We start from the raw sequence: 25,780 nt of genomic DNA, 5'->3' as shown, positions 1-25,780 counted from the left end.
AAGCCCGCGCGGCAGCGAGCGCACGGGGCGCACCGTCAGCAGCGCACGCCCTGGCGCCAGCACCGCCGCGAACGCCGCCCCGGGGCCGCCCGCCTCACCCTGCCGAGTGCCTCACGCGCGATCGCGCAGCGTCTCCGACGGCCGCTTGCCGAACAGGCGCCGGTAATCGGTCGCGAACTGGCTCAGATGCCAGAAGCCCCACGCCGCCGCGACATCCTGCACCGAGCCGGCCGCGCGCCCGCACAGGTCGCGCCGCGCGCCGTTCAGCCGCAGCGTGCGCAGGTAGGTCGCGGGCGCCATCCCGAGCACGTCCTGAAAACAGTACTGCAGCGTGCGCCGGCTCACGTGCAACTGCTCGCACAGCTCGGGCACGCCGACCGGCCGCGTGCGGTGCGCGAGCACGTAGTCGCGCGCCTGGTCGACGATCCAGCGGCGCGTCGACGGCGCAGCGCCGCTGCCGTCGTCGGCCGGTTGCGCGCACGCATCGAACAGCGCGGCCAGCACTTCGGCCTGCAGGTCGTCGCGCTGCGCATCGGGCAGCGGGCCAGCCATCGCCACCGCACCGTCGAGCCGGCGGCCGAGCAGCGCGCACAGGCGCGCGAGCCGCGCGTCGCCGACCTGCATCACGCGCTGCGTGAACAGCCGCTCGTCCAGTGCGCGGCGCTCGACTTCCTCCGCATAGCGGCGCAGCACGTCGCCGCGCACGACGACGCCGTAGATCGAGAACTGCGCGGGCGTCACGAGTTCGAATTCGACGTTGCCGGGCCGGAACGCGAGCGCGCCGGGGCCGATGCGGCACGCATCGACGCGCGCCGAGCCGTCGCACACGAGCGGGATGCCGAACCAGTACGCGTCGCCGCGCACTTCGCACGCCTGGCGCAGCAGGTGGCTGGTCGATTCGCGAAACAGCTTCATCGTGTCGAGCGGCAGCTCGGTCAGCGTGCCGACGAAGCGGCCGGCCGCGAGCTGGTCGTAGGTTTGCCGCCAGCCGATCAGGTTGCGCGCCTGCTCGTCCGCATCGTGCGCGACGCTGACGACGGCCTGCCCGGCGAACGCGTCGTCGCCCTGCGCGCTGCGCCGCGTGTCTTCGGCGGTCGGTTCTTCCGTACACGCCACGTGTTGGTCCATCGTGCCCTCCCTCACCTGCTGCGCGGAACCCTGCGTATCACGCAAGTCCCGTGCCGAACCGCACGGCCCGGCGCGCCGCCCGCCATTGCACGCTGTCCGGCCGATGCGCGCCATGCGGGCGCACCCGAAGGCGGCATGCCGCGCACGCCACCGGTGCGATTCGCGCGGCGACCGCGCATGCGCGCCGCCGCCCGCGCCCGGATGCCGGCTACCGGGCCGGCTTCAGCCGCACGACCCGCGTGCCGCAATTGCCGTATGCCTGCGCGATCGCCAGTTCGACGATCTCGCTGCCCGCCGCCCACGGCGCCGCGTCCGCTTCCGGCAGATCGGCGCGCAGCGTGGCGCGACCGTTGATCCGGTAGCGCAGGCCGCGCACGAAATCGACGAACAGCAATCCGACCCCGCTGCCGTCGCAGGCGGCCGCGTCGAGCCGGCCGCCGTCGCCGTCATGCGCGGCCGGCAACGCGAACCGCAACGTCTTCGTGTCGATCACGCGCACGACCGGCAGCAGATCGCCGCTCGCGTCGCGCCGGCTCTGCACGATGTCGCAGGTCATCGATGCGCCGGCGCCGGATGCCATGCCGACGAACATGAACGGCTGCGATTCGACGAATTGCCGCACGCCAAGGCTCAGCCGCGTGGTCACGACGTCGCTCATCCGCTCGGCTTCGTCGGCGACGCCGAAGCGGTGTTGCGCGTCGAGTTCGCCCGGATGAAATACCGGGTGACGCGGAAAGGATCGGGGCAGGTCTGCCATGCTGGTTGCCGTCGCACGCGCGGGCGCACCAGGCCGCCGCGAGCCCGCGACGACCGGAATCGTTACCGGCGCCGGCTGCGCAACGAAGCGCGACCGGCGCCGACCGTCGAACAAGGAAATCGAACCGCGCGAAGTGCCGGGCCCGACCGGCCCCGACACTTCGCCGCGGCTTCGGCGATCAGAAGAACCCGAGCGCCTCGGCCTGGTAGCTGACCAGCAGGCACTTCGTCTGCTGATAGTTCGACAGCGCCATCTTGTGCGTCTCGCGGCCGATCCCCGACTGCTTGTAGCCGCCGAACGCCGCATGCGCGGGGTACAGGTGGTAGCAGTTGGTCCACACGCGGCCGGCCTCGACCTCGCGGCCCATCCGGTACGCGCGCGTGCCGTTGCGGGTCCACACGCCCGCGCCGAGCCCGTAGAACGTGTCGTTCGCGAGTTCGATCGCTTCCTGCTCGTCCTTGAACGTCATCACCGACGCGACCGGCCCGAAGATCTCTTCCTGGAACACGCGCATCTTGTTGTTGCCGAGCAGCATCGTCGGCTTCACGTAGTAGCCCGTGCCGAGTTCGGCGGCCGGCGCCGTGCGCTCCCCGCCCGTCAGGCATTGCGCGCCTTCGCCGCGGCCGATGTCGATGTACGACAGGATCTTGTCGAGCTGCTGCTGCGACGCCTGCGCGCCGATCATCGTCTGCAGGTCGAGCGGGTGGCCGGACCTGATGCGCTCGACGCGTGCGACGGCCTTCTCGATGAAGCGGTCGTAGATCGATTCCTGGATCAGGATCCGCGACGGGCACGTGCACACTTCGCCCTGGTTCAGCGCGAACATCGCGAGCCCTTCAAGCGCCTTGTCGAGGAACGCGTCGTCCTGGTCGAGCACGTCGGCGAAGAAGATGTTCGGGCTCTTGCCGCCCAGTTCGACCGTCGACGGGATCAGGCTGTCGGCCGCCGCGCGCAGGATGTGCTTGCCGACCGGCGTCGAGCCCGTGAACGCGATCTTCGCGATCCGCTTGCTGGTCGCGAGCGCTTCGCCCGCTTCCTTGCCGAAGCCGTTCACGATGTTGATCGTGCCCGCCGGGAACAGGTCGCCGATCAGCTCCATCAGCACGAGCACCGACGCGGGCGTCTGCTCGGCCGGCTTCATCACCACGCAGCAGCCGGCCGCGAGCGCCGGCGCGAGCTTCCACGCGGCCATCAGCAGCGGGAAGTTCCACGGGATGATCTGGCCGACCACGCCGAGCGGCTCGTGGAAGTGGTACGCGACGGTGTTGTCGTCGATCTCGGAGATGCCGCCTTCCTGCGCGCGGATGCAGCCCGCGAAATAGCGGAAGTGGTCGATCGCGAGCGGCAGGTCGGCCGCCATCGTCTCGCGCAGCGGCTTGCCGTTGTCGATCGTCTCGGCCACGGCCAGCAGCTTCAGGTTCTTTTCCATCCGGTCCGCGGCGGCGAGCAGCAGGTTCGCGCGCTCGGCCACGGACGTCTTGCCCCACTTGCGGCGCGCGGCATGCGCGGCGTCGAGCGCCAGTTCGATGTCGTCGGCGCCGGAGCGCGGGATGCGGCAGAACGGCTGGCCGTTGATCGGCGACACGTTCTCGAAATACTCGCCCTTCACCGGAGGAACCCACTTGCCGCCGATGTAGTTGTCGTATTGCTGACGGTACGGGTATTCGACGTCGAGGCCCAGTTGTTTCAGGTCAAACGGGTTCATACATGTCTCCTGTTCATCGTGCTTGTGTGAGTACAGCGCCGGTTGGAATGCGCTGGTCCCGTTCATGCAACATGCGTGCCAAACGGAACGGGCGGGAACGGGAACACGTCGATCGCGGCCGGCGCGCGCTCGCACCGTGCGGTGTTCATGCACGCAACACGGCCGGTGTACCGATTCTGAACACCGCGATTGCGCAGCGATGGCGCCGGTGTTCGGAATTTCCACAGTGCGCGGCGGCGCGCTGCCCGCGCACGCGCCTCGTGCCGCGTGGCATGTCGCTTGCGTGCTTGCTGCGGATTCACACGCCACGGCGCACGCGCCGACCGATACCATGAACGATCGCGGCCCCCTGACCGACGACGCCATCGCGTTCATCCGCGAGCAGGCTTTCCTGATCGTCGCGACCGCCGACGCGGCCGGCAACGCCGACTGTTCGTATCGTGGCCGCCAGCCGCGCGCCGACGGCTCGTTCGCGCCGCTGGTCGATATCCCGGACCGCCGCACGCTGGTGCTGCCCGACTTCGCGGGCAACAACCTGCTCAACACGATCGGCAACCTGCTCGTAAATCCGGCCGTCGCGCTGCTGTTCGTCGATTTCGTCCGTCAGACGACCTGGCTCGTGCAGGGTCGTGCGACGCTCGACGAGGATGCGCAAGGACGCGCGCATCTGTGGCCGGATGCGTTGCGCTATCTGGTGATCGAGGTGGAATGCGCAGAGGCGCGTGCGGATGCGGGGCTGCCGCCGCTCGTGCTGGCGTGACGCGCGGCGGCGGGTAGGGCTTTAACGAGCGGACGACGCCGGCACGGCGGCTGCCGTGACCAAAACACCGAAGCGCCCGAGCACCGAGCACCGAGCACCGAGCACCGAGCACCGAGCACCGAGCACCGAAACATCGAAACACCCGTGCTCCACGATGCAACCCTCAACGCCCGTGCGTCTCCACACACGCCGGTTCACGCCAGCTGCCCGCCGACGCATCGGCTTGCGCATGCCCGTCCGCCTCAACGCCCGTTCGTCTCCGCACACGCCGGTTCACGCCGACTGCGCGCCGCCGACGCACCGGCCTGCGCGCGGCCATCTGCCTCGTCGCCCGTTTCATCGACGGCCGCCCGCCCGCCGAGAAACCCGAACACCACCACCGCGCACAGCACCGTGACGACGGCCAGCCCGGTCAGCAGCCGGTCGAACGCGTGCGTGTAGCTCGCGATCAACGCCGCACGACCGACGCCCGGCAACGCGGCAGCCGCGCCCGCGAGATCGCCGGTCGCGAGCCGCGCGGCGGCCCGCAGCGTCGCGTCGGGCATGCCGGCAGCCCCTGCCGCCTGCGCGAGCCCCGTTTGCGCGAGCGCGGCCAGCACCGCGCCGACGATCGCCAGCGCGATCCCCTCGCCGGCCACGCGCGTCGTGCTGAAAATGCCCGTCGCCATCCCCGCGCGCTCCTTCGGCACGACGCTCACCGACAACCCGTCCATCAGCCCCCACGGCATGCCGGCGCCGACGCCGATCGCGAGCATCGGCGCGATCGCCGCCGGCCCCGCGCCGCCACGCAGCGCGATGCCGAGCCACACGAGCCCCGCCGCGGCGACCAGCAGCCCGAGCCCCGAAATCACGCCGGCCGACAGCCAGCGCGTGAGCGTCGCCGCGACGAGCGGCACGACCAGCATCGGCGCGGAGATCGCGAGCATCAGCCAGCCGGCGTCGATCTCGCTGAAGCCGTCGATGCCGATGAAGCGCAGCGGCAGCACGACGAGCAGCACGATGTAGCAGCAGCAGGTCGACACCGGCAGCACCTGCACGCCGACGAAGCGCGCGATGCGGAACAGCGACAGGTCGAGCATCGGCCGCGCGACGCGCGTCTCGATCGTCACGAACGCGCACGCGCCGAGCGCCGCACCGGCCAGCAGCGCGATCACGAGCGGGCTCGACCAGCCGCGCGCGGGCGCCTCGATCACGCCGAACGTGAAGAGCGTCAGCGCGGCCGTGAACGCGGCCGTGCCGGGCCGGTCGAGCCCGGTCGCATGCGGGTCGCGCGACTCGTGCATGCGCGGCAGCCCGAACACGAGCGACAGCGCGCCTGCCACCGCGCTCGTCACGAAGATCGCGCGCCAGCCGTAGTGCCCGATCAGCCCGCCGGCGAGCACGGGCCCGAACGCGAGCCCGATCCCGAACGTCGTGCCGAGCAGGCTGAACGCACGCGTGCGCGCCGCGCCGTCGAATTCCTGCGCGAGCGCGGCCGTGCCGCCGGCCAGCGCCGCGGCCGCCGCGAGCCCTTGCGCGGCGCGCAGCAGATCGACCGCGAGCATCGACGGCGCGAACGCGAGCGCGACCGACATCAGCGTGAAACCGCCGACGCCGATCGCGAACAGGCGCTTGCGGCCGAACTGGTCGGCGAGCGCGCCCGACGCCATCAGGAAGCTGCCGAACGCGAGCATGAACGCGTTGGTGATCCAGTTCATCGCGACCGGGCTGCCGTGCAGCGCGCGGCCGATCGCCGGCGTCGCGACCGCGCCGCCCGAAAACGACAGCGGCAGCGCGACGGCGGCCATGCAGACGGCGGCCAGCACCCATGCGCGCCGGCGCGCCGCGTGGGCCGAAACGGCTGAAACAGGGTGATCCATCATCGCTCCTCGAAAAGCCGGCGCGGATGCGCCATCAGAGCGACAGAAGATAAATCGGATTCAATCCGCGAAAAACCACGCAAAGCTCCGCATATAACGGACTAAAATTCTGCAATACACCTGCCAGCGTGCGTCACCGCACGTCCTTCGATTCGATGGAAAGATGGAAAACCTCACCGGCATCGTCGCGTTCGTCCGTACCGCCGAAGCGCTGAGCTTCGTCGCGGCCGGGCGCGCGCTCGGCATTTCGGCGTCGGCGGTCGGCAAGACGATCGCGAAACTCGAGCAATCGCTCGGCGTGCGCCTGTTCAATCGCACGACGCGGCGCGTGACGCTCACCGACGAGGGGCGGCATTTCTACGAGCGCTGCCAGCGAATCCTCGAGGATTTCCGCGACGCGGAGGCGACCGTGACGGCGTCCGCGCAGCGCCCGCGCGGCAAGCTGCGCGTGAGCCTGCCGGTGATCGGCTACCGCTTCCTGCTGCCGGTGCTGCCTGAATTCCGGCAGCGCTATCCGGACGTCGAACTCGATCTCGATTTCAACGACCGGATGGTCGATGTCGTCGAAGGCGGCTTCGACGCGGTGATCCGCAGCGGCCCGCTGTCCGATTCGAGCCTGATGTCGCGACGGCTCGGCCCGTTCGCGTTCGTGCTGTGCGCGACGCCCGCGTATCTCGCGCAGGCCGGCACGCCACGCACGCCGCGCGAGCTGGAAGCGCACGACTGCGTGCGCTACTGCTTCCCGACCACCGGCAAGCTGCAGGACTGGGCGCTCGCGGCCGACGACGGCACGCCGCTCACGCTGCGCACCGCGATGACCTGCAACAACATGGAGGCGCTGCGCGGCGCCGTGCTCGCGGGGCTCGGCATCGGCTACATGCCCGACTTCCTCGCGCGCGACGCGCTCGAACAGGGCACGCTCGTCACCGTGCTCGACGACTACCGGATCGCGCCGGGGCAGTTCTCGATCGTGTGGCCGTCGAGCCGGCAGTTGTCGCCGAAGCTGCGCGTGTTCGTCGATTTCCTGTGCGAGCGGCTGTTCAGGTAACCGCCCCGATCCGCTCCGCTTCCGCCGGCGGCAGCAACGCGTCGCTGTCGTCCTTCAGCCCGACGCCCGTGAGCCCCAAGCGGCGCGCGTGCGTCATCAGGTAATGCAGCTTGTGCGCGGCGGCCGCGTGCGGCAACCCTTCGGGCCGTACGTTCGAGATGCAGTTGCGCAGCGCGTCGTGGCAGCCGACCTTCGGCGCCCACGTCAGGTACACGCCGAGGCTGTCCGGCGAACTGAGGCCGGGCCGTTCGCCGATCAGCATCGCGACCACCTTCGCGCGCAGCAGCTCGCCGATCTCGTCGCCGAGCGCGACGCGCGCCTGCGTCGCGACCACCACCGGGCCGATCCGCCAGCCGTCCGCGTCGAGCCGCGGCCGCACGGCCTGCAACAGCGGCAGCGCCTGCTTCGCGGCCGCGAATGCCGACAGCCCGTCGCCGACCACGAACACGACATCGGGCGCGTCGTCGAGCGCCGCCCCGTAGCCGGCCAGCAGCCCGCGGCTGTCGTCCGACAGCTTGCGGCCGAGATCGGGCCGGCGCAGGTAGTGATCGCGGTCCGGTGCGGCGCTCTGCACGCGCAGCGTCGGCAGCAGGCCGGCCGCCTCGATCTCGCGCCGCAGCGCATCCGCATCGAGCGGCTGGTGCACCGCGTCGCGCGCCTGCGCATGCGACAGGTTGAAGGCCAGCAGCGGCGCGGTCGGCAGGCTGTTGCCCGCGCGGCCGAGCGCGATCCGCGCGTTCGTGAACGACTTCAGTTGCGCCCACGGATTCTTCTCGACGGCGTCGCTCATGCGGAAATCCCCATCCAGTCGTTCGCGCCCGCGAGCAGCGGCACGCGTGCCGTCGCCGCGCGCAACGCGCCGTGCGCGTCGGCGATCTCCATCGTCTCCAGCCACTCCTCGAACTCGGGCGCGCGGCGCAGGCCGAGCACCTCGCGCACGTAGAGCTGGTCGTGGAACGACGTGCTCTGGTAGTTCAGCATCACGTCGTCCGCGCCCGGAATCCCCATGATGAAGTTGATGCCGGCCGCCCCCAGCAGCGTCAGCAGCGTGTCCATGTCGTCCTGGTCGGCTTCCGCGTGGTTCGTGTAGCAGATGTCGCAGCCCATCGGCACGCCGAGCAGCTTCCCGCAGAAGTGATCCTCGAGCCCCGCGCGGATGATCTGCTTGCCGTCGTACAGGTATTCGGGCCCGATGAAGCCGACCACCGTATTCACGAGGAACGGTTCGAACTTGCGCGCGACCGCATACGCGCGCACTTCGCAGGTCTGCTGATCGACGCCGAAATGGGCGTTCGCCGACAGCGCGCTGCCCTGCCCCGTCTCGAAATACATCAGGTTGTTGCCGACCGTGCCGCGCTTCAGCGCCAACGCGGCCTCGCGCGCCTCGCCGAGCAGCGCGAGCGAGATCCCGAAGCTCGCGTTCGCCTTCTCGGTGCCGGCGATCGACTGGAACACGAGATCGACCGGCGCGCCCTTCTCGATCGCCGCGATCGTGTTGGTCACGTGGGTAAGCACGCATGACTGCGTCGGCACGCCGTAGCGTTCGCGGAACCCGTCGATCATCGCGAGCAGCTTCACGATCGCCGCGAGGCTGTCGGTGGCCGGGTTGATGCCGATCATCGCGTCGCCGCAGCCGTACATCAGCCCGTCGAGCATCGACGCGGCGATGCCCTTCACGTCGTCGGTCGGGTGGTTCGGCTGCAGCCGCACCGACATCCGGCCGGGCAGCCCGACCGTGTTGCGAAAGCGCGTGACCACGCGGCGCTTCCTCGCGGCCGCGATCAGGTCCTGGTTGCGCATCAGCTTCGACACGGCCGCGACCATCTCGGGCGTGAGGCCCGGCGCGATCCGTTCGAGCGCCGCGCCGTCGGCCGCGGGCGACAGCAGCCAGTTGCGGAAATCGCCGACGGTGAGGTGCGAGATCTCGGCGAACGCGTGCGCGTCGTGATCGTCGATGATCAGGCGCGTGACCTCGTCGTCTTCATACGGGATCACCGCTTCGTTCAGGAATGCCTTCAGCGGCACGCCCGCGAGCGCGATCTTCGCGGCGACGCGCTCCTCCTCGCTCGCCGCCGCGACGCCCGCCAGCTGATCGCCGGAACGCAGCGGGCTCGCCTTCGCGAGCAGCGTCTTCAGGTCCGCGAAGCGGTACGTGCGCGGACCGATCGTCTCCGTATAGGACATCGTTCGAATCTCCTTGCCAAAAGCCGACGGCGCGCCCGTTCGACGGGGCGCGCCGGATGCCGTCAGGAACGGCCTTTCACGTTCACCGTCGTCACCGCGCTCACTCCTCCAGCAGCGCGTCGCCGGGCGCGCTCGCGCGCTGCGAACGGGTCGCGAGGAAGTATGCGTAGCCGACCGCGAGGAAGCCGACGAACACCAGCGCCACCAGCCCGTTGAAATACACCATCGTACCGAGGCAGACGAGCGCCGCCAGGATCGCGAAGGCCGGGAAGATCGGGTACAGCGGCGCGCGGAACGGCCGCGCCATGTTCGGCTGCGAGCGGCGCAGCTTGAACAGCGCCGCCATGCTCACGATATACATCACGATCGCACCGAATACCGACATCGTCACGATATTCGCGGTGAGCGTCTGCCCGCCGAACTGGATCAGCTCGTCGCTGTAGATCGCGGCAATCCCGACCACGCCGCCCGCGAGAATCGCGCGATGCGGCGTCTTGAAGCGCGGATGCACCTTGCCGAGCCACTCCGGCAGGTAGCCTTCGCGGGCCAGCGCGAAGATCTGGCGCGAATAGCCGAGGATGATCCCGTGGAACGATGCGACGAGCCCGAACAGCCCGAGCCACACGAGCATGTGCATCCAGCCGCTGTTCGCGCCGACGATGTACTTCATCGCCTGCGGCAGCGGGTCGTTGATGTTCGCGAGCTTGGTCCAGTCGCCCGCGCCGCCGGCGAACACCATCACGCCGATCGCGAGCACCACGAGGGTCAGGATCCCCGCCACGTACGCGATCGGAATCGAGCGCTTCGGGTTCTTCGCTTCCTCGGCGGCCATTGCCACGCCTTCGATCGCGAGGAAGAACCAGATCGCGAACGGAATCGCCGCGAACATCCCGTGGAACGCACCCACGCTGAAGTGATCGGCGCCCGACCAGCCGCCCTTCGCGAAATTGCTCCATGCGAAGCCCGGCGACACGACGCCCATGAACACCAGCAACTCGAAGATCGCGAGCAGCGTGACGACGAGCTCGAAGGTCGCGGCGATCTGCACGCCGACGATGTTCAGCGCCATGAACACGAGATACGCGCCCATCGCCGCGTGTTTCGGTTCGAGCCCCGGAAACTGCACGTGCAGGTACGCGCCGATCGCGAGCGCGATCGCGGGCGGCGCGAACACGAATTCGACGAGCGTCGCCGCGCCGGCCAGATAGCCGCCGGTCGGGCCGAATGCGCGGCGCGCATACGCGAACGGGCCGCCCGCGTGCGGGATCGACGTCGTCAGCTCGGTGAAACTGAAGATGAAGGTGGTGTACATCGCCGCGACGAACAGCGCGGTGATCACGAAACCCAGCGTGCCCGCGCTCGCCCAGCCGTAGCTCCAGCCGAAGTATTCGCCGGAAATCACGAGGCCGACCGCGATGCCCCACAGTTGCCAGGTCCCGAGCGTCTGCTGCAGCGCGGGCTGGCCGGAGGACTTGGCGCCGGCGGCGGGCCGGCCATTCGACTCTGCTTTCATCGGACTCTCTCCTCAAGGGCGCCGGGCCTGCGGGCCCGCGCGACTGAGAATCGATGCTAGAGAGTCATTAAACGACGTGTTATCGAAATTCGGCAAAGATCGCGGCTGACATTTCGCTTGCAGAAACGCTTGCGGTACCGATCGCGGTACCGCTTGCGGAAACGCCGGCCGCGCGGGTGGCGGCGGCGATCCGGCCCGCGCGATGCGGGCCGGATCGGCCGTGCCGGCTGGCCTTACTGGCCGCCGCCGCGCTGGTTGAACCAGCGGTCGAGCAGCTTGCCGGCCGCGTCCCGGCCGCCGAGGCCGAACGACAGCGCAACGGCCACCGCGATCGCGCCGAGCACGAGGCCGAACGCGAGCTGCACGATTTCGTTCGCGATGCCCATCGCGCGCAGCCCCATCGCGAACACGAGGCCGAGGATCGCGAACTGCGCGATGCGCGCGAACAGCACGCTGTGCTCGCGGTCGGCCTGCTCGATCACGCGGCGCGCGAGGCCCGCGAGCCACACGCCGATCACGAGGATCACGCCGCCCGTCAGCACGTGGCCGCCGAATTCGATGAACAGCGTGACGACGTCGCGCACCTGCGTGAAGCCGAGCCGGTTCGCGGCCTCGACCGACGCGAACAGCATCGCGAAGAACACGATCAGCCGCGCGACCAGCACCGACGGCTGCAGGATGCCCGAGAACACGCGCTCGACGCCGAGCACGGCCGGCAGCCCGTCGACGCCGGCGGCTTCCAGCAGCTTCTGCGCGAGCGACGCGACGAAGCGCGCGAAGTAGAACGTGACGAGCACGATCACGATCGCCGCGACGATGTCCGGCACCGCGCCGAGGAACTGGTTCAGCATGTTGGTCGCGGGGATCGAGATCGCGTCGATCTTCAGCGCGTCGAGCGCGGAGATCAGCGTCGGCACGAACACGAACACGTAGACGATCGTGCCGACCAGGCTCGACACGCGCACCGGCGTCGGGCTGTCGATTCCTTGCGTGAGACGATCGGCGCCGGCGGCGACCAGCAGGTTCGTCACGAGGCCGCGCAGCACGCGCGCGACGATCCAGCCGACGAAGCCGATCACCGCGGCCGCGAAGATGTTCGGCACGATCGCGAGCAGCTTGTCGACCATCCCCTGCACCGGCGACAGCAGGCCCGACAGCGCGAACGACGCGAGGATCGCCGGCAGGAACATCAGGATCACGAGCCAGAACAGCACGTCGCCGAGATAGCCGCTCATCGGCTGCATGCCGGCGCTTTCGGACAGCGTGGCGTCGATCTTGCTCGCCTTCAGCGCGCGGTTCGCGAGGCTGCGCAGCAGCGACGCGATCAGCCACGCGATCAGCGTCAGCGCCGCGCCGCCGATCAGGTTCGGCAGGTAGTTGACGATGTGCGTGACGAGCAGCGAGAACGGATTGGACACCGCATACAGGTTGAGCACGTTGAAGATGCCCACCGCGGTGACGAGCAGCACGAGCCAGAACAGGCCGCCGGCGATGATGCGTTCGACGCACGCGCCCTGGCCGGTGCTGTCGGTGATCCGCTGATCGACCTTCAGCGCGTTGAGCAGCCGCAGCGCACCGGCCCGCACCGCGACGGCGATCAGCCAGCCGATCACCAGGATGCCGATCGCGCCGGCGATCTTGGGCAGGTATCCGCCTAGTGTGGCCTGCAGCGACGTGATGAAGCTGGAAGCATCCATTTCTTCTTCTCCCGAAAACGTGGTGTGGCGATTGAACATCGACGAACGACCTGCGTAATTCGAAAAGCGTGCTGCTGCCCCGTCCGAGCAACTTACCCGAGAAAAATGACGCGATCACCCGATTTCACCGTCTTTAACTTTAGTTCTACTTCTCGGCGGGACAAGACCCTATTTCGTTGAAAATTAAAAAGGGTCTGATGCGAGACGGCTACGCATTTCCGCAAGATTTGTCCATTCGGCCCGTGCTACCGTGGCATCGGTTCCAGCCCGGACACGCCGATGACCCCAGCCGAAACGAAACCCGACCCACCCGCGTGGGCGCGCTATGCGGCGAGCGTGGCGCGCGTCCATGCGTACATCGGCGCGCATCTCGACGGCCCGCTCGACCTGAACCGGCTCGCCGAAATCGCGTGCCTGTCGCCGTATCACTGGCAGCGCGTCTACCGCGCGCTGTACGGCGAGTCGATCGTGGTGACGGTGCGGCGGATGCGGATCGTGCGGGCGTCCGAGGATCTGGTCTGTACCGCGCGGCCGCTCGACGAGATCGCGCGGCGTGCGGGCTACGGTTCGACGCACGCGTTCGCGCGGGCGTTTCGCGACGCGTACGGCGTGCTGCCCGCGCAGCACCGGCGCACCGGCACCCACCGGCCGATTTATCCGCTACAGCGAGGAGAGGAAGACATGTTCAAGCACGAGGTCGAGATCCGGCGCCTGCCGGCACTGCACGGCTACGCGGTCGCGCACACCGGTGCGTACATGAAGGTCGGCGACGCGTTTGGGCGGATCGGCGCGTGGGTCGGGCAGCATGGGCTAATCGGGCCGGGCGCGAAGATGATCGGGATTTTCTACGACGACCCGGACACGACGCCCGAAGCGCAGTTGCGCGCGCAAGCGTGCTTCGTGCCGGCCGACGGCGCGCCGGACGTCGCGCCCGCGCCGCCGGTCGAGCGTGTGACGATCGCCGGCGGCGAATACGCGGTGCTGCTGCATATGGGGCCGTATGCGGATCTGAAAACGGCCTACCAGTGGCTGTACGGCGACTGGCTGCGTCACTCGGGCCGCGAAGCCGCCGACGCGCCGCCGTTCGAGTTGTACCTCAATACGCCGATGGACACGGCGCCGGCCGACCTGCGCACCGAAATTCACCTGCCGCTGCGCTGAGCGACGGGTGCGTCGTGGCGCCGTGTATCTGAACGGATCGCGACGATATTGCCGGTGCGGGCATGCCCGGGACGACATCGGGCATGCCAGTGCGCCGGCCGTCGAACGAAGCTTGCCGGCCTGTGCTTATGTGCAGCCGGCGCGAACGCACGGAGAGCCTCAAGCCGCCTGCGTCCCGCAGCCGGGACAGAACCGCGCGTCGGCCGCCAGCGCCGCATGGCAGCGGCTGCAGGCCTTGCCGCGTTGCGCCGCGCCGCACTGCGCGCAGAAGCGCGCGTCGGCTGCATTGAGCGCGCCGCAGCCCGCGCAGGCGAGCTGGCTCAGCGCCGGATTGCCGCCCTGACCACCGTTGCCCGCGTCGGCCGGCGCCTGCCAGCCCCAGCCGTGACGATCGCGGCCGCGCGCATCGTGGCCGCCCTGGCGCGACCCGCCGTGATGCCCGCCGCCGTGTCCCCCGTTTCCGCTATTGCCATGGCCGCCGCCGTGGCCGCCGAGAATCCGTTTCAGAAAACTCATCGTCCGCTCCTCAACGCTTGACCTGGGCGCCGCCTAACGCGCCGGAGGACGACAGCAGCCGCAAGCCGTTGGCCACGACGATCAGGCTCGCGCCCGCGTCGGCGAAGACCGCCATCCACATCGTGCCGAGCCCCGCGACCGTGAGTCCGAGGAACACGACCTTCACGCCGAGCGCGAAGCCGATGTTCTGCACCAGCACGCGGTGCGTCGCGCGCGACAGCCGCACGAACGCGGGAATCTTGCGCAGGTCGTCGTCCATCAGCGCGACGTCGGCCGTCTCGATCGCCGTGTCGGTGCCCATCGCGCCCATCGCGAAGCCGATGTCGGCGCGCGCGAGCGCCGGCGCATCGTTGATCCCGTCGCCGACCATCCCGACCGCGCCCGCGCCGCCCGCCGACAGTTCCTCGACCGCCGCGAGCTTGTCTTCCGGCAACTGGTTGCCGCGCGCGTCGTCGATGCCGGCCTGCCGCGCGATCGTCTGCGCGGTATGCGGGTTGTCGCCCGTCAGCATTGCGGTGCGGATGCCGAGCGCATGTAGATCGGCGATCGCGTCGCGGCTCGTGTCCTTGATCGTGTCGGCCACCGCGAAGATGCCGAGCACGCGCGTGGCGTCGACCAGCACGACGACGCTCTTGCCCTGCCGCTCCAGCGCGTCGAGCTTCGCCTCGAGCGCGGCCGAGCAGCGCTCGAGTTCCTCGACCAGCCGGTGATTGCCGAGCCAGTAGCGCGTGCCGTCGATCGTGCCGCGCACGCCGCGCCCGACGATCGCTTCGAAGTCCTGCACGTCCGCGAATGCCGTCGTGCCGGCGTCTCGGGCCGCGGCGGCGATCGCCTGCGACACCGGGTGATCGGAGCGCGCCGCGAGGCTCGCGCCGAGGTGCCGCACGCGCGCCGCATCGGCGTCGTCAGCATGCACGTCGAAGTCGGTCTGCACCGGCTTGCCGTGCGTGATCGTGCCGGTCTTGTCGAGCGCGAGCCACGCGAGCTTGCGCCCTTCTTCCAGATAGACGCCGCCCTTCACGAGAATCCCGCGCCGCGCCGCGGCCGCCAGGCCCGACACGATCGTCACCGGCGTCGAGATCACCAGCGCGCACGGGCACGCGATCACGAGCAGCACGAGCGCGCGGTAGATCCAGTCGTGCCATGCGCCGCCCATCACGAGCGGCGGCACCACCGCGACCAGCAGCGCGACCGCGAACACGATCGGCGTGTAGACGCGCGCGAACCGGTCGACGAAGCGCTGCGTCGGCGCCTTCGCGCCCTGGGCTTCCTCGACCGCGTGGATGATCCGCGCGAGCGTCGAGTTGGCCGCGACCGCCGTCACGCGGTATTCGAACGAACCCGATTCGTTGATCGTGCCCGCATACACGGCGTCGCCGGCCGTCTTGTCGACGGGCAGGCTCTCGCCGGTGATCGGCGCCTGGTTGACCGTCGAACGGCCCGCGACGACTTCGCCGTCCAGCCCGATCCGCTCGCCCGGCTTCACGCGCACGACCGCGCCGAGCGCGACCTGCGCGGCCTCGATCGTGCGCCACGCGCCGTCGGCCTGCTGCACGGTCGCGGTATCCGGCGCGAGCTGCATCAGCCCCTGGATCGCATTGCGCGCGCGGTCGAGCGACTTCGCCTCGATCAGCTCGGCGATCGTGAACAGCACCATTACCATCGCGGCTTCCGGCCACTGGCCGATCGCCATCGCGCCCGTCACCGCGATGCTCATCAGCGCGTTGATGTTCAGGTTGCCGTTGCGGATCGCGATCCAGCCTTTCTTGTACGTGGTGAGCCCGCACGCGAGCACCGCGGCGAGCGCGAGCGCCGCCGACAGCCACACCGGCAGCCCGGCCCAGGTCGCGCCTTCGGACGCGATCGCGGCGACGCCGGCGAGCGCCAGCGGCCACCACGGCTTCGCGGGCGGCGGCGCGATGGGCGCTCCCGGTGCATCGGCCGACGCGGCTTCCGGCGTCATGCCGAGCGAGCGGATCGCGCTTTCGAGCGCCGGTTGCGCGCCGGGCACGTGCTCGACGGTCAGCATCCGCTGCATCAGGTTGAATTCGAGCGCCGACACTTCGGTCATCCCGCCGAGCTTCTTGCGGATCAGCGTTTCCTCGGTCGGGCAGTCCATCTGCATGATCCGGAACGCGGAACGCACGTGGCCCGACGCGGTCGCCTGCGCGACCGGCAGCGGCGCGAGCGTCAGCGCGGCCGGCGCGCAGCAGTCGCCGGCCGCGTGGTCGTGGTCGTGGTCGTGGTCGTGACCGGCATGGTCATGCGCGGCGTGGTCGTGCGAACACGTGGCGCCATGTTGATGCGTATCGTCACGCGCCTCGTCGTGATCGTGGTCATGACCCGCATCGCCGTGCGCGGCGTGATCGTGCCCGTGGCTGTGATCGTGGTCATGGCCGTGCGCGCGCTCACCGGCCGCCGGCACCGCATCGGCAACGGTCGCCGTCTGCGTGTCGCGCGCCTCGGCGCAACAGGCATCGGCGCCGCCGGCATGACGGTGTCGTGGGTCGTGGGGACGCTGGGCGTCGGTCATGACAACCTCCTTTCGTGGCTTGACGGTGTAGAGTTAACACCCTGAAGCCACTACAAGGTCAACCCTTACACGGGAGAAAGGCATGAAGATTGGCGAACTGGCCAAAGCGGCCCGCTGCACGCCCGAGACGATCCGTTTCTACGAGAAAGAGGGGCTGATGCCAGACGCGGAGCGCACCGATTCGAACTACCGCAACTACACCGACGTGCACGTCGAACGGCTGCGCTTCATCCGCAACTGCCGCGCGCTCGACATGGCGCACGACGAAATCCGCGCGCTGCTGCGGCTCACCGACACGCCGGCCGACCGCTGCGATTCGATCAATTCGCTGCTCGACGATCACATCGGACACGTCGATGCGCGCCTCGCGGAACTCACGCATCTGCGCGACCAGCTCACCGAATTGCGCCGTCAGTGCGTCGGCGAGCATTCGGTCGAGGATTGCGGCATCGTGCACGGGCTCGCGACGATGGAAACCGTCGCGCCGGCCGCGAAGCGCTCGCACCTCGGCTGAAACCCTTGTCAAATCAGATATTCTGATCGAGAATAGTTATATTCTTACTAGGTATACTTTAACTATTCATGTCTACGAGCCGCCCGTCCCCGCTCGCGCTGGCCGTCCTCGCGACGCTCACCGAAACGCCGATGCATCCGTACGGGATGCTGCAACAACTGAAGGCCCGCGGCTACGACGAAGTCGTCAACGTGCGGCAGCGCACGAGCCTGTACCAGACGATCGACCGGCTGCTGCGCGACGGGCTGATCACGGTCCACGACACCGAGCGCGACGGCGCGTTTCCGGAGCGCACGGTGTATGCGCTGACCGAAGCCGGGCACACGGCCGGGCAGGCATGGCTGCATGCGCTGCTCGCGGAGCCCGCGCGTGAATTTCCCGCGTTCGGCGCCGGCCTCGCGTTCCTGCCGCTGCTCGACGCCGAGGATGCGCGCCACCAGCTCGAGTTGCGCATCGCGCGGCTCGACGCCGAACGCGAGCGACTGGAAGCGCTGCGCGCGACCGCGCAGGCCGACCAGGTGCCGCGCCTGTTCCTGCTGCAGAACGAGCATGCGCTCGTGCTGCTCAATGCGGAGCTCGACTGGGCGCGCAGCGTCGTCGAACACCTGAAGATCGGCGCGCTGCGCTGGGTGGACGGCTGACGCGTCGCGCCGGCCGCTTTACGTCGGCAACGAGCGTCAGCCGCGTCAAAGTACCTTGCCGGGATTCAGGATGCCGCGCGGGTCCAGCGCGGCCTTCAGGCGTCGCATCAATCCGATTTCCGCGTCGCTGCGCGTGTGCGCGAGATAAGGACGCTTGAGCACGCCGATCCCGTGCTCGGCCGACACCGAGCCACCCATGTCGCGCACCACCGCGTACACGCAATGATCGAGCGCATCGGCGTCCGCGTCGGTCATCGCGGCCAGCGACACGCCAATATGCACGTTGCCGTCGCCGACATGGCCGAAGAACAGGCACGTGACGTCTGGCCAGCGCGCGCGCAACGCCGCCTCGCAGCGTTCGGCGAACGCGCCGAGTTCGCCGGTCGGCAGACTCACGTCGAAGTTGACGAGATGGGGCAGCGCATCGATCGCGAGGCCTTCGCGCAGCGTCCATAAATCGCGCGCCTGCCGCTCGGAGCTCGCGAGCACCGCATCGTCCACGAGCCCGGCATCGAACCCCGCAGCCAGCCCCGTTTCCAGCGCCCGGTGCGCATCGCCGCCCGGCGCGCTCGTCGCGCATTCGATCAACACCGCGAAACCGCCATCGCCGACGAACGGCGCCGACACACCGGGCGTATGCCGCGCGACGTAGTCGTAGAACGCCGGCCACATCGCCTCGAAACTGACGACTTCCGGCAGCGTGCGCATGCGGTTCCACAACTCGACCACCGCATCGTAGTCGCGCACGCGGCAGAGCGCCGTCGCCGGCGCCGCGAGCAACGGATGCAGCCGCAGCACCGCGCGCGTGACGACGCCGAGCGTCCCTTCGCTGCCGATGAACAGTTGCTTCAGGTCGTAGCCCGCGTTGTTTTTCAGCATCCGGTTCATCGACGACACGACCGTGCCGTCCGCGAGCACGGCCTCGAGCCCGAGCACCTGTTCGCGCATCATCCCGTAGCGGATCGCGCGCGTGCCGCCCGCATTGGTCGCGAGCATGCCGCCGATCTGGCACGAGCCGCGCGCGCCGAGATCGACGCCGAACGTGAAACCCGCCGCTTCCGCGGCCTCCTGCACCGTCTGCAGCGGCGTGCCCGCGCGCACGGTGATCGTGCCGGCCGCCGCGTCGAGCGCCTCGATGCCTGAGAAGCGCTCCATCGACAGCACGACCTCGCCGCCCAGCGCGACCGCGCCGCGCGCGAGCCCGGTCAGCCCGCCTTGCGGCACGACCGGCTGGCCGAGCCGCGCGCACAGCGCGAGCGTGCGCGACACGTCGTCGACGCTGCGCGGGCGCACCAGCGCGCGCGGCCGCACGCCGGCCGGCTCGTTGTACGCGGTGAAGTAACGCGGGTCGATATCGGCCGCGCGCGTGACGAGTGCGTCGCCCAGTTCGGCGGCGAGCACCGCATCGATGGCGTCGTCCGGCAGCGGCATGCCGCCCGGTTCGCTGCCCGCGGCGGTCGGGTTGGGAGTCGGCATCGTGCGCGACCCCGCTTACTTCGTCGAGATGTCGATATCGCCGAAATACTTCAGGCCGAGCGACTTCACCGTGCCGTCCGCCTTCAGCTTGTCGATCGCCGCGTCGAGCTTCGCCTTCAGCGCATCGTCGCCCTTGCGCAGGCCGAACGCGATGCCGCTGCCGAGAATCTTGTCGTCGTGCACCGGCTGCCCGACGAACGAGAAGCCCTTGCCGTCCGGGCGCGACAGGAAGCCGCGCTGGCCCGACGGCGCGAGCACGAGCGTCGCGTCGAGGCGGCCCGCGACCAGGTCCGCATACGCCTGGTTCTGGTCCTGGTACGCGACGACCGCGACGCCGGCCGGCTCCCAGTGCGCCTTCGCGAAGGTTTCCTGGATCGACGCCTGCAGCACGCCCACGCGCTTGCCCTTCAGCGATTCGGGCGTCGGCAGCAGGCCGCTGCCGGTGCGCGCGATCAGCTGGGTCGGCACGCGATAGATGATCGTCGTGAAGTCGATCGCCTGGCGCCGCTGCTCGGTCGCGTTCATCGCCGAGTTGATCGCGTCGAACTTGCGGCCCTTCAGCGCCGGAATCAGCCCGTCGAACGACGTCTCGACCCATTTGCACGACAGCTTCGCCGTCTGGCAGACGGCATTGCCGACGTCGATGTCGAAGCCCTGCAGGTCGCCGTTCGGCGCCTTCGATTCGAACGGCGGGTATTGCGCTTCGAGGCCGAAGCGCAGCGTCGGCGCATCGGCGAGCGCCGCGCCGGAGCCGATGGCGCACGCGAGTGCGAACGCGAGTTTCAGAGTAGCCGTGTGCTTCATGTGATCTCCTGGGTCTGGTCGATGCGACGTCTCCGCCGCCGGTTTCCGTATGGGCCTTACAGCGAACGCAGCCGCCGCGCGCCTTCGACCAGCGTCGCGTCGTCCTTCGAAAAACTGAGCCGGATCACGCCGGCGTCGGTGCCGTCGGTATAGAACGCCGACAGCGGAATCGTCGCGACGCGCGCGTCGCGGATCAGGCGCAGCACGAAATCGCTGTCGCTCTCGTCCGAGAAGTGGCGAAAGCGCGCGAGCATGAAGAACGAGCCTTCGCTCGGCAGCAGCTCGAAACGCGAATCGGCCAGCTCGCGCGCGAGCAGGTCGCGCTTGGCCTGGTAGAACGCCGACAGGCCGAGATAGCTGTCCGGCCGCGCGAGGATCTCCGCGAACGCGACCTGCATCGGCGTATCGGCCGAGAACACCATGAACTGGTGCACCTTGCGGATCTCGTCCATCAGCTCGGCCGGCGCGAGGCAATGGCCGACCCGCCAGCCGGTCACGTGGAACGACTTGCCGAACGACGACACGATCACGCTGCGCTCGGCCAGCTCGCGGTGGCGCGCGACGCTCTGGTGCTGCGCGCCGTCGAACACGACGTGCTCGTAGACTTCGTCGGACAGCACCACGATCCCCGTGTCGCGCGTGAGCTGCGCGAGCCGCTCCAGATCGTCGGCGGAGAACACGGTCGCGGTCGGGTTGTGCGGCGTGTTGACGATGATCATCCGCGTGCGCGGCGTGATGGCCGCGGCCACCTCGTCCCAGTCCACGCGGAAATGCTCGGGCGACAGCTTGATCGCGACCGGCGTCGCGCCCTGCAGCCGCACGATCGGCGCATAGCTGTCGAACGACGGCTCGAAATAGATCACCTCGTCGCCCGGATGCACGAGCGCGCTGATCGCCGCATACAGCCCCTCGCTCGCGCTCGCGATCACCGTGATCTCGGTCGCCGGGTCGTAGCGCGCGCCGTACAGCGCCTCGGTCTTCTCGGCGAGCCGCTCGCGCAGCGCGATCACGCCGGCCATCGGCGCGTACTGGTTGTGACCGTCGCGCATCGCGCGCGCGACGCCTTCGACGAGCGCCGGATCGGGCGCGAAATTGGGCGCGCCCTGCGACAGGTTCAACGCGTCGTGTTGAGCAGCCAGTTGGCCGATCACCGTGAAGATCGTCGTCCCGACGTCGGGCAGTTTCGAACGGGGCGCGGTGGCGCTTCGCATGACTCCTCCTCCTGATGTCCTTCGGGCGGGGCCGCGCCATGTGCGGCCCCGCATCTGCCGCATGATTTAGCCCGAGCCAATATCGGCGGACAATCGAAAGTTCGTCATGGCGGCCATGCATTTTTCTCATGGCTCGCGAGGAGAAGCATGCAACGGCACGGCCGACTCGAAGGCCCCGCATGCAAATCAGGCATTTTCCCTACGAAAGGCTAGGCGTCCGCCTCTGCGAGGTACGCGAGCAGCACGGCCCGCAGTTCGCGGCGCTGCGCGGCGAAATCGAGCGCGGGCCCGAGCGTCAGCAGCGCCTGCGACAGGCCGCCGTAGCAGATCGTGTGGGCCATCCGCGCGAGCCCGTCGAGCCGCGCGGACGGCGGCGGATCGGCCGCGCGAGCCAGCGCGTCGCGCCACAGCGCGACGTAGGCGTCGTAATGCCGGCGATAGGCGGCCAGCGGCGACACCTGCCGCTCCAGCGCGAACAGCGCGCCCCACAACGCCGCGTCGGCGGCGATCGTGTCGACCTGGAGGTCGACCAGCGCGGCGGCGAGTTCGGCCCGCGGCGCGCCGTGCAGCCGCTGCGCCGTGTCGCGCAGCCGGTCGGCCAGCGCCTGCACGCGGCGGTGGATGCAGAGCGCCGCGAGGCTCTGCTTGTCGCCGAAATACTCGTAGAACGTGCCGATGCTGACGCCCGCGACGGCCGCGATCTCGCGGATCGTCGCCTTCGCGTAGCCGCGTTCGAGCAAAAGCTGAACGAACGCCTGTTGCAGCGCGTCGGAGCTCGCCTGCGCGCGCGACTGGCGCGGCCGGCGGCGCAATGCGGGCGCGGGTTGCGCCGCCGGCGAGCCGGGCGGCGCCGGAACCTGAACATGTCGCGGCGGCATATTTGCTACTCTGAATTCAGCAGGGAATACGTTTTACCGGCAGCCGGAATCCGCGCCGAAGCGCGTTGCGCGCGGCACGACGCCGGCTGACCGTGAAGCATGAGACCGGAGACAAACCGCGATGACCGACTCGACTCACGCCGTCACGAACCAGTTCGACGAACTCGTCGACTATAACCTCTTCGCGACGGACCTCGCGCTACGCGACGCGCTCCCCCGGGCGGGCGCCGACTGGGCCGTGCCGCAGCTAGACGCGTACGGCGCGTGGCTCGGCAGCGCCGACACCGCGCAACTCGCCGACGAAGCGAACCAGCACACGCCGGAACTGCACGCGTTCGACCGGCGCGGCCGGCGCATCGACCGCGTCGACTTCCATCCCGCCTGGCATACGCTGCTTGGCCAGTATCGTCACGAAGGCTTCGTGTCGCTCGCGTTCCGCGATGCGCGCCGCGGCCGCTGGGCCGCGACGGCCGCCGGCTTCTACCTGCATGGCCAGATCGAGGCCGGCACGCTGTGCCCGGCGACGATGACGCAGGCCGCGATCCCCGTGCTGCAGAAGGAGCCCGCGCTGTGGGACCTGCTGCGCGACAAGCTGTACAGCGACGACTACGATCCGCGCGACGTGCCGGTCGCCGACAAGCGCGCGATCTGGTTCGGCATGGGCATGACCGAGAAACAGGGCGGCTCCGACGTGCGCGCGAACACGACGCTCGCCACGCCGGTCGGCGCGGGCGGGCGCGGCGGCGAGTACCGGCTGCGCGGCCACAAGTGGTTTTTCTCCGCGCCGATGTGCGATGCGCACCTCGTCGTCGCGCGCACCGAGGCCGGCGGCCCGTCGTGCTTCTACGTGCCGCGCTGGCGGCCGGACGGCACGAAGAACGCGGTCGAGATCCAGCGGCTGAAGGACAAGGTCGGCAACCGCAGCAATTCGAGCAGCGAGATCGAGCTGAACGACGCGTGGGGCATCATGCTCGGCGACGAAGGCCGCGGCATTCCGACCATCATCGAGATGGCCACCTATACGCGGCTGAACTGCGTGCTCGGCAGCGCGGCGATGCTGCGCCAGGGCGTCGTGCAGGCGATCGCGTACACGCGCCAGCGCCACGCGTTCGGCCGCGCGCTCGCCGAACAACCGCTGATGCGCACCGTGCTCGCCGATCTCGCGCTCGAAAGCGAGGCCGCACTGTCGCTCGCGATGCGGCTCGCCGACGCATTCGAGCGCGACGACTCGCCGCGCGAGCGCGCATGGAAACGGATCGTCACGCCCGCCGCGAAATTCTGGGTCTGCAAGCGCGCGGTCGAGCTGACCGGCGAGGTGATGGAAGTGTTCGGCGGCAACGGCTACGTCGACGACGGCCCGATCGCGCGCCTCTTCCGCGAGGCGCCCGTCAACTCGATCTGGGAAGGCTCGGGCAACGTGATGTGCCTCGACGTGCTGCGCGCGGTGTCGCGCGAGCCCGACGCGGCCGCCGCGCTGTTCGACGAACTGGCCGACCTCGGCGCGGGCGAACCGCGCATCCGCGCGGCGCTCGACGCGTTGCGCGCAATGCTCGCCGCCCCCGCCGACACGCTCGAAGCGTCGGGCCGCGTGTTCGCGCAGCGGCTCGCGCTCGTCGCGCAGGCGTGCCTGCTGCGCCGCGATGCGCCGGCGGCCGTCGCCGACGCATTCGTCGCGACGCGGCTCGCCGCGCCCGACTGGGGCCGCATCGCGGGCGGCTTCGATCCGCATGCGATCGACGTCGCCGCGCTGCTGCAGCGCGCGTACCCGGCCTGACGCCGGCCCGTTCACCCGAATTCCCGTTCGTTCGCCCGCCCGGAGCCTCGATGAACCTCGTCGCCGCCCTCGACCGCGCCGCCCGTGCGACGCCCGACAAGCCGTTCCTCGTCAGCGAATCCGCGACGATCACGTATGCGGCCGCGCGCGAGCGTTCGCACCGCGCGGCGGCCGTGCTGAGCGCGCTCGGCGTCGCGGCCGGCGACCGCGTCGCCGCGATGTGCTTCAACACGCCGGCCTTCGTCGACCTGATGTTCGGCGCATGGCGCCTCGGCGCGGCGTTCGTGCCGATCAACCACAAGCTGCAGGCCCCGGAAGTCGACTACGTGCTCGAACACAGCGGCAGCACCGCGCTGCTGTTCGACGTGGCGCTCGCGCCGGTGGTCGAGCGCATCGTGCATCCGGCACGGCGGCTCGTGACCGAAGGCGAACTCGACGGCGTGCCGAACTTCGACACGATGTGCGCGACGATGGACGGCCTCGCGGGCATCGAACCGGCCGACGACGACGCCGCGCAGATCCTCTACACGTCCGGCACGACCGGCCGCCCGAAGGGTTGCGTGCACAGCCATCGCACCGTGACGCTCGCCGCGATGCAGGCGGCGCTCGCGATCGGCATCGGCCGCAACGAGCGCACGCTGATGGCGATGCCGATCTGGCATTCGTCGCCGCTGAACAACTGGTTCGGCGGCACGCTGGTCGCGGGCGGCACCGTCGTGCTGCTGCGCGAATACCATCCGCTGCGCTTCCTGCAGACCGTCGAGCGCGAGCGCGTGACGCTGTATTTCGGCGCGCCGGTGTCGTACACGCTGCCGCTCGACACGATCGACGGCTTCGCGGCATTCGACCTGTCGAGCGTGCGCGCGTGGCTGTACGGCGGCGGCCCGATCGGCGCCGCGCAGGCCGAACGGCTTGCACTGGCGTATCGCAGCCGCGCGTTCTTCCAGGTGTACGGCATGACGGAAACCGGGCCGGCCGGCACGACGCTGTATCCGGACGAGCAGATCGCGAAGGCCGGCTCGATCGGCCGCCAGGGCGGCCCGGGCGTCGACCTGCGGGTCGTGCGAATGGACGGCGTCGATGCGCAGCCGGGCGAGACCGGCGAAATCTGGCTGAAGGCCGACAGCATGATGCTCGGCTATCTCGACGACGCGGCCGCGACGCGCGCCGCGTTCGCGCCGGGCGGCTGGTATCGCACCGGCGACGTCGCGCGGATCGATCAGGATGGCTATCTGTTCATCGTCGACCGGCTGAAGGACATGATCGTCACCGGTGGCGAGAACGTCTATTCGAAGGAAGTGGAGGACGTGCTCGGCGCGCACCCGGACATCGCCGAGGCGGCCGTCGTCGGCGTCCCGCATCCGGACTGGGGCGAGACGGTCGTCGCGCACGTCGTGATGCGGGCGAACGCGACGCCCGATGCGGATGCGCTGCGCACGTTCTGCGGCGAGCGGCTCGCGGCGTACAAGATCCCGCGCGCATTCACGTTCGTGCAGGCGCTGCCGCGCACGCCGACCGGCAAGGTGCAGAAGTTTCTGCTGCGCGTGCGCAGCGAGTAGCCGCCGCACACGCCGATAAAAAAAGCCACCCGGCCGTCATCAAGGCCCGGTGGCTTTTTTGC

General features: G+C 69.6%; 23 protein-coding genes. 9 read left to right on the top strand and 14 right to left on the bottom strand.

Annotated features, from left to right (window positions below):
* Nucleotides 1–111: 111 nt before the first annotated feature.
* From HWX14_RS32425 to HWX14_RS32415, 3 genes are all read right to left on the bottom strand, one after another.
* Nucleotides 112–1,128 (bottom strand): helix-turn-helix domain-containing protein, encoded by a 1,017-nt coding sequence (locus HWX14_RS32425; RefSeq protein ID WP_175886259.1) that lies wholly within the window; start codon nt 1,126–1,128, stop codon nt 112–114.
* Nucleotides 1,129–1,336: 208 nt separating this feature from the next.
* Nucleotides 1,337–1,885, bottom strand: coding sequence for a hypothetical protein (locus HWX14_RS32420; protein WP_175886258.1), 549 nt, complete (start codon nt 1,883–1,885; stop codon nt 1,337–1,339).
* A 178-nt stretch (nt 1,886–2,063) separates the two neighbouring features.
* Entirely contained in the window at nt 2,064–3,590 is a 1,527-nt protein-coding gene (locus HWX14_RS32415; protein WP_175886257.1) for an aldehyde dehydrogenase family protein, read from the bottom strand.
* A gap of 331 nt (nt 3,591–3,921) precedes the next feature.
* On the opposite strand from HWX14_RS32415, the gene HWX14_RS32410 reads away from it, so the two are divergent.
* Nucleotides 3,922–4,350: a pyridoxamine 5'-phosphate oxidase family protein gene (locus HWX14_RS32410; protein ID WP_175886256.1), complete on the top strand. Its 429-nt coding sequence runs from the start codon at nt 3,922–3,924 to the stop codon at nt 4,348–4,350.
* A 242-nt stretch (nt 4,351–4,592) separates the two neighbouring features.
* Here the strand turns inward: HWX14_RS32410 and HWX14_RS32405 are convergent, their stop codons facing one another.
* Nucleotides 4,593–6,209, bottom strand: a complete 1,617-nt coding sequence (locus HWX14_RS32405; protein WP_175886255.1) for an MFS transporter — start codon at nt 6,207–6,209, stop codon at nt 4,593–4,595.
* Nucleotides 6,210–6,372: 163 nt separating this feature from the next.
* Between HWX14_RS32405 and HWX14_RS32400 the strand changes: the two genes are divergently transcribed.
* Nucleotides 6,373–7,257, top strand: a complete 885-nt coding sequence (locus tag HWX14_RS32400) for a LysR family transcriptional regulator (RefSeq protein ID WP_175886254.1) — start codon at nt 6,373–6,375, stop codon at nt 7,255–7,257.
* On the opposite strand, the gene eutC is transcribed toward HWX14_RS32400, so the two are convergent.
* From eutC to HWX14_RS32380, 4 genes are all read right to left on the bottom strand, one after another.
* Nucleotides 7,250–8,047: an ethanolamine ammonia-lyase subunit EutC gene (gene eutC / locus HWX14_RS32395; RefSeq protein WP_175886253.1), complete on the bottom strand. Its 798-nt coding sequence runs from the start codon at nt 8,045–8,047 to the stop codon at nt 7,250–7,252. The genes HWX14_RS32400 and eutC overlap by 8 nt on opposite strands.
* A complete protein-coding gene (locus tag HWX14_RS32390) occupies nt 8,044–9,441 on the bottom strand; it encodes an ethanolamine ammonia-lyase subunit EutB (RefSeq protein ID WP_175886252.1) in 1,398 nt (465 codons plus the stop codon). Before HWX14_RS32390 ends, eutC begins: the two co-directional genes overlap by 4 nt.
* Nucleotides 9,442–9,541: 100 nt before the next feature.
* Nucleotides 9,542–10,954 (bottom strand): ethanolamine permease, encoded by a 1,413-nt coding sequence (eat, locus tag HWX14_RS32385; RefSeq protein WP_175886251.1) that lies wholly within the window; start codon nt 10,952–10,954, stop codon nt 9,542–9,544.
* Nucleotides 10,955–11,187: 233 nt separating this feature from the next.
* Nucleotides 11,188–12,651, bottom strand: coding sequence for a mechanosensitive ion channel (locus HWX14_RS32380; protein ID WP_175886250.1), 1,464 nt, complete (start codon nt 12,649–12,651; stop codon nt 11,188–11,190).
* 279 nt (nt 12,652–12,930) lie between these two features.
* Here HWX14_RS32380 and HWX14_RS32375 point away from each other — a divergent pair, with 279 nt between their 5' ends.
* Complete coding sequence (locus HWX14_RS32375; protein ID WP_175886249.1) at nt 12,931–13,812, top strand: AraC family transcriptional regulator; 882 nt, start codon at nt 12,931–12,933, stop codon at nt 13,810–13,812.
* Nucleotides 13,813–13,971: 159 nt separating this feature from the next.
* On the opposite strand, the gene HWX14_RS32370 is transcribed toward HWX14_RS32375, so the two are convergent.
* Together HWX14_RS32370 and HWX14_RS32365 are read right to left on the bottom strand one after the other, a co-directional pair.
* Nucleotides 13,972–14,328, bottom strand: coding sequence for a zinc ribbon domain-containing protein (locus tag HWX14_RS32370; protein WP_175886248.1), 357 nt, complete (start codon nt 14,326–14,328; stop codon nt 13,972–13,974).
* A 10-nt stretch (nt 14,329–14,338) separates the two neighbouring features.
* On the bottom strand, nt 14,339–16,447 hold the full coding sequence (locus HWX14_RS32365) for a heavy metal translocating P-type ATPase (protein ID WP_244130390.1): 2,109 nt from the start codon (nt 16,445–16,447) through the stop codon (nt 14,339–14,341).
* A 4-nt stretch (nt 16,448–16,451) separates the two neighbouring features.
* Between HWX14_RS32365 and HWX14_RS36815 the strand changes: the two genes are divergently transcribed.
* The 4 genes from HWX14_RS36815 to HWX14_RS32355 all read left to right on the top strand — a co-directional run bounded on the left by HWX14_RS36815 (nt 16,452) and on the right by HWX14_RS32355 (nt 18,016).
* On the top strand, nt 16,452–16,580 hold the full coding sequence (locus HWX14_RS36815) for a hypothetical protein (RefSeq protein ID WP_269113964.1): 129 nt from the start codon (nt 16,452–16,454) through the stop codon (nt 16,578–16,580).
* Nucleotides 16,553–16,906, top strand: coding sequence for a hypothetical protein (locus tag HWX14_RS36685; protein ID WP_244130389.1), 354 nt, complete (start codon nt 16,553–16,555; stop codon nt 16,904–16,906). The genes HWX14_RS36815 and HWX14_RS36685 overlap by 28 nt, the downstream gene beginning before the upstream one ends.
* Nucleotides 16,907–16,943: 37 nt before the next feature.
* A complete protein-coding gene (cadR, locus tag HWX14_RS32360) occupies nt 16,944–17,375 on the top strand; it encodes a Cd(II)/Pb(II)-responsive transcriptional regulator (protein WP_006477300.1) in 432 nt (143 codons plus the stop codon).
* Between the two features lie 68 nt (nt 17,376–17,443).
* Complete coding sequence (locus HWX14_RS32355) at nt 17,444–18,016, top strand: PadR family transcriptional regulator (protein ID WP_175886246.1); 573 nt, start codon at nt 17,444–17,446, stop codon at nt 18,014–18,016.
* A gap of 45 nt (nt 18,017–18,061) precedes the next feature.
* Here HWX14_RS32355 and HWX14_RS32350 read toward each other — a convergent pair whose 3' ends face one another.
* The 4 genes from HWX14_RS32350 to HWX14_RS32335 form a co-directional block, all read right to left on the bottom strand.
* Nucleotides 18,062–19,492, bottom strand: coding sequence for an FAD-binding oxidoreductase (locus HWX14_RS32350; protein ID WP_175886245.1), 1,431 nt, complete (start codon nt 19,490–19,492; stop codon nt 18,062–18,064).
* Between the two features lie 15 nt (nt 19,493–19,507).
* Nucleotides 19,508–20,296, bottom strand: a complete 789-nt coding sequence (locus tag HWX14_RS32345; protein WP_006477297.1) for an ABC transporter substrate-binding protein — start codon at nt 20,294–20,296, stop codon at nt 19,508–19,510.
* Between the two features lie 56 nt (nt 20,297–20,352).
* Nucleotides 20,353–21,507 (bottom strand): pyridoxal phosphate-dependent aminotransferase, encoded by a 1,155-nt coding sequence (locus HWX14_RS32340; protein WP_175886244.1) that lies wholly within the window; start codon nt 21,505–21,507, stop codon nt 20,353–20,355.
* Nucleotides 21,508–21,716: 209 nt separating this feature from the next.
* Nucleotides 21,717–22,385, bottom strand: coding sequence for a TetR/AcrR family transcriptional regulator (locus HWX14_RS32335; protein WP_175886243.1), 669 nt, complete (start codon nt 22,383–22,385; stop codon nt 21,717–21,719).
* Nucleotides 22,386–22,506: 121 nt separating this feature from the next.
* On the opposite strand from HWX14_RS32335, the gene HWX14_RS32330 reads away from it, so the two are divergent.
* Together HWX14_RS32330 and HWX14_RS32325 are read left to right on the top strand one after the other, a co-directional pair.
* Nucleotides 22,507–24,159, top strand: coding sequence for an acyl-CoA dehydrogenase family protein (locus HWX14_RS32330; protein ID WP_175886242.1), 1,653 nt, complete (start codon nt 22,507–22,509; stop codon nt 24,157–24,159).
* A 50-nt stretch (nt 24,160–24,209) separates the two neighbouring features.
* Nucleotides 24,210–25,718, top strand: a complete 1,509-nt coding sequence (locus tag HWX14_RS32325; protein WP_175886241.1) for an AMP-binding protein — start codon at nt 24,210–24,212, stop codon at nt 25,716–25,718.
* Nucleotides 25,719–25,780 lie beyond the last annotated feature (62 nt).

It is taken from the genome of Burkholderia sp. BCC0044 (assembly GCF_902832955.1).
Taxonomy (GTDB): domain Bacteria; phylum Pseudomonadota; class Gammaproteobacteria; order Burkholderiales; family Burkholderiaceae; genus Burkholderia.
This window is presented reverse-complemented; position numbering and strand designations above follow the sequence as displayed.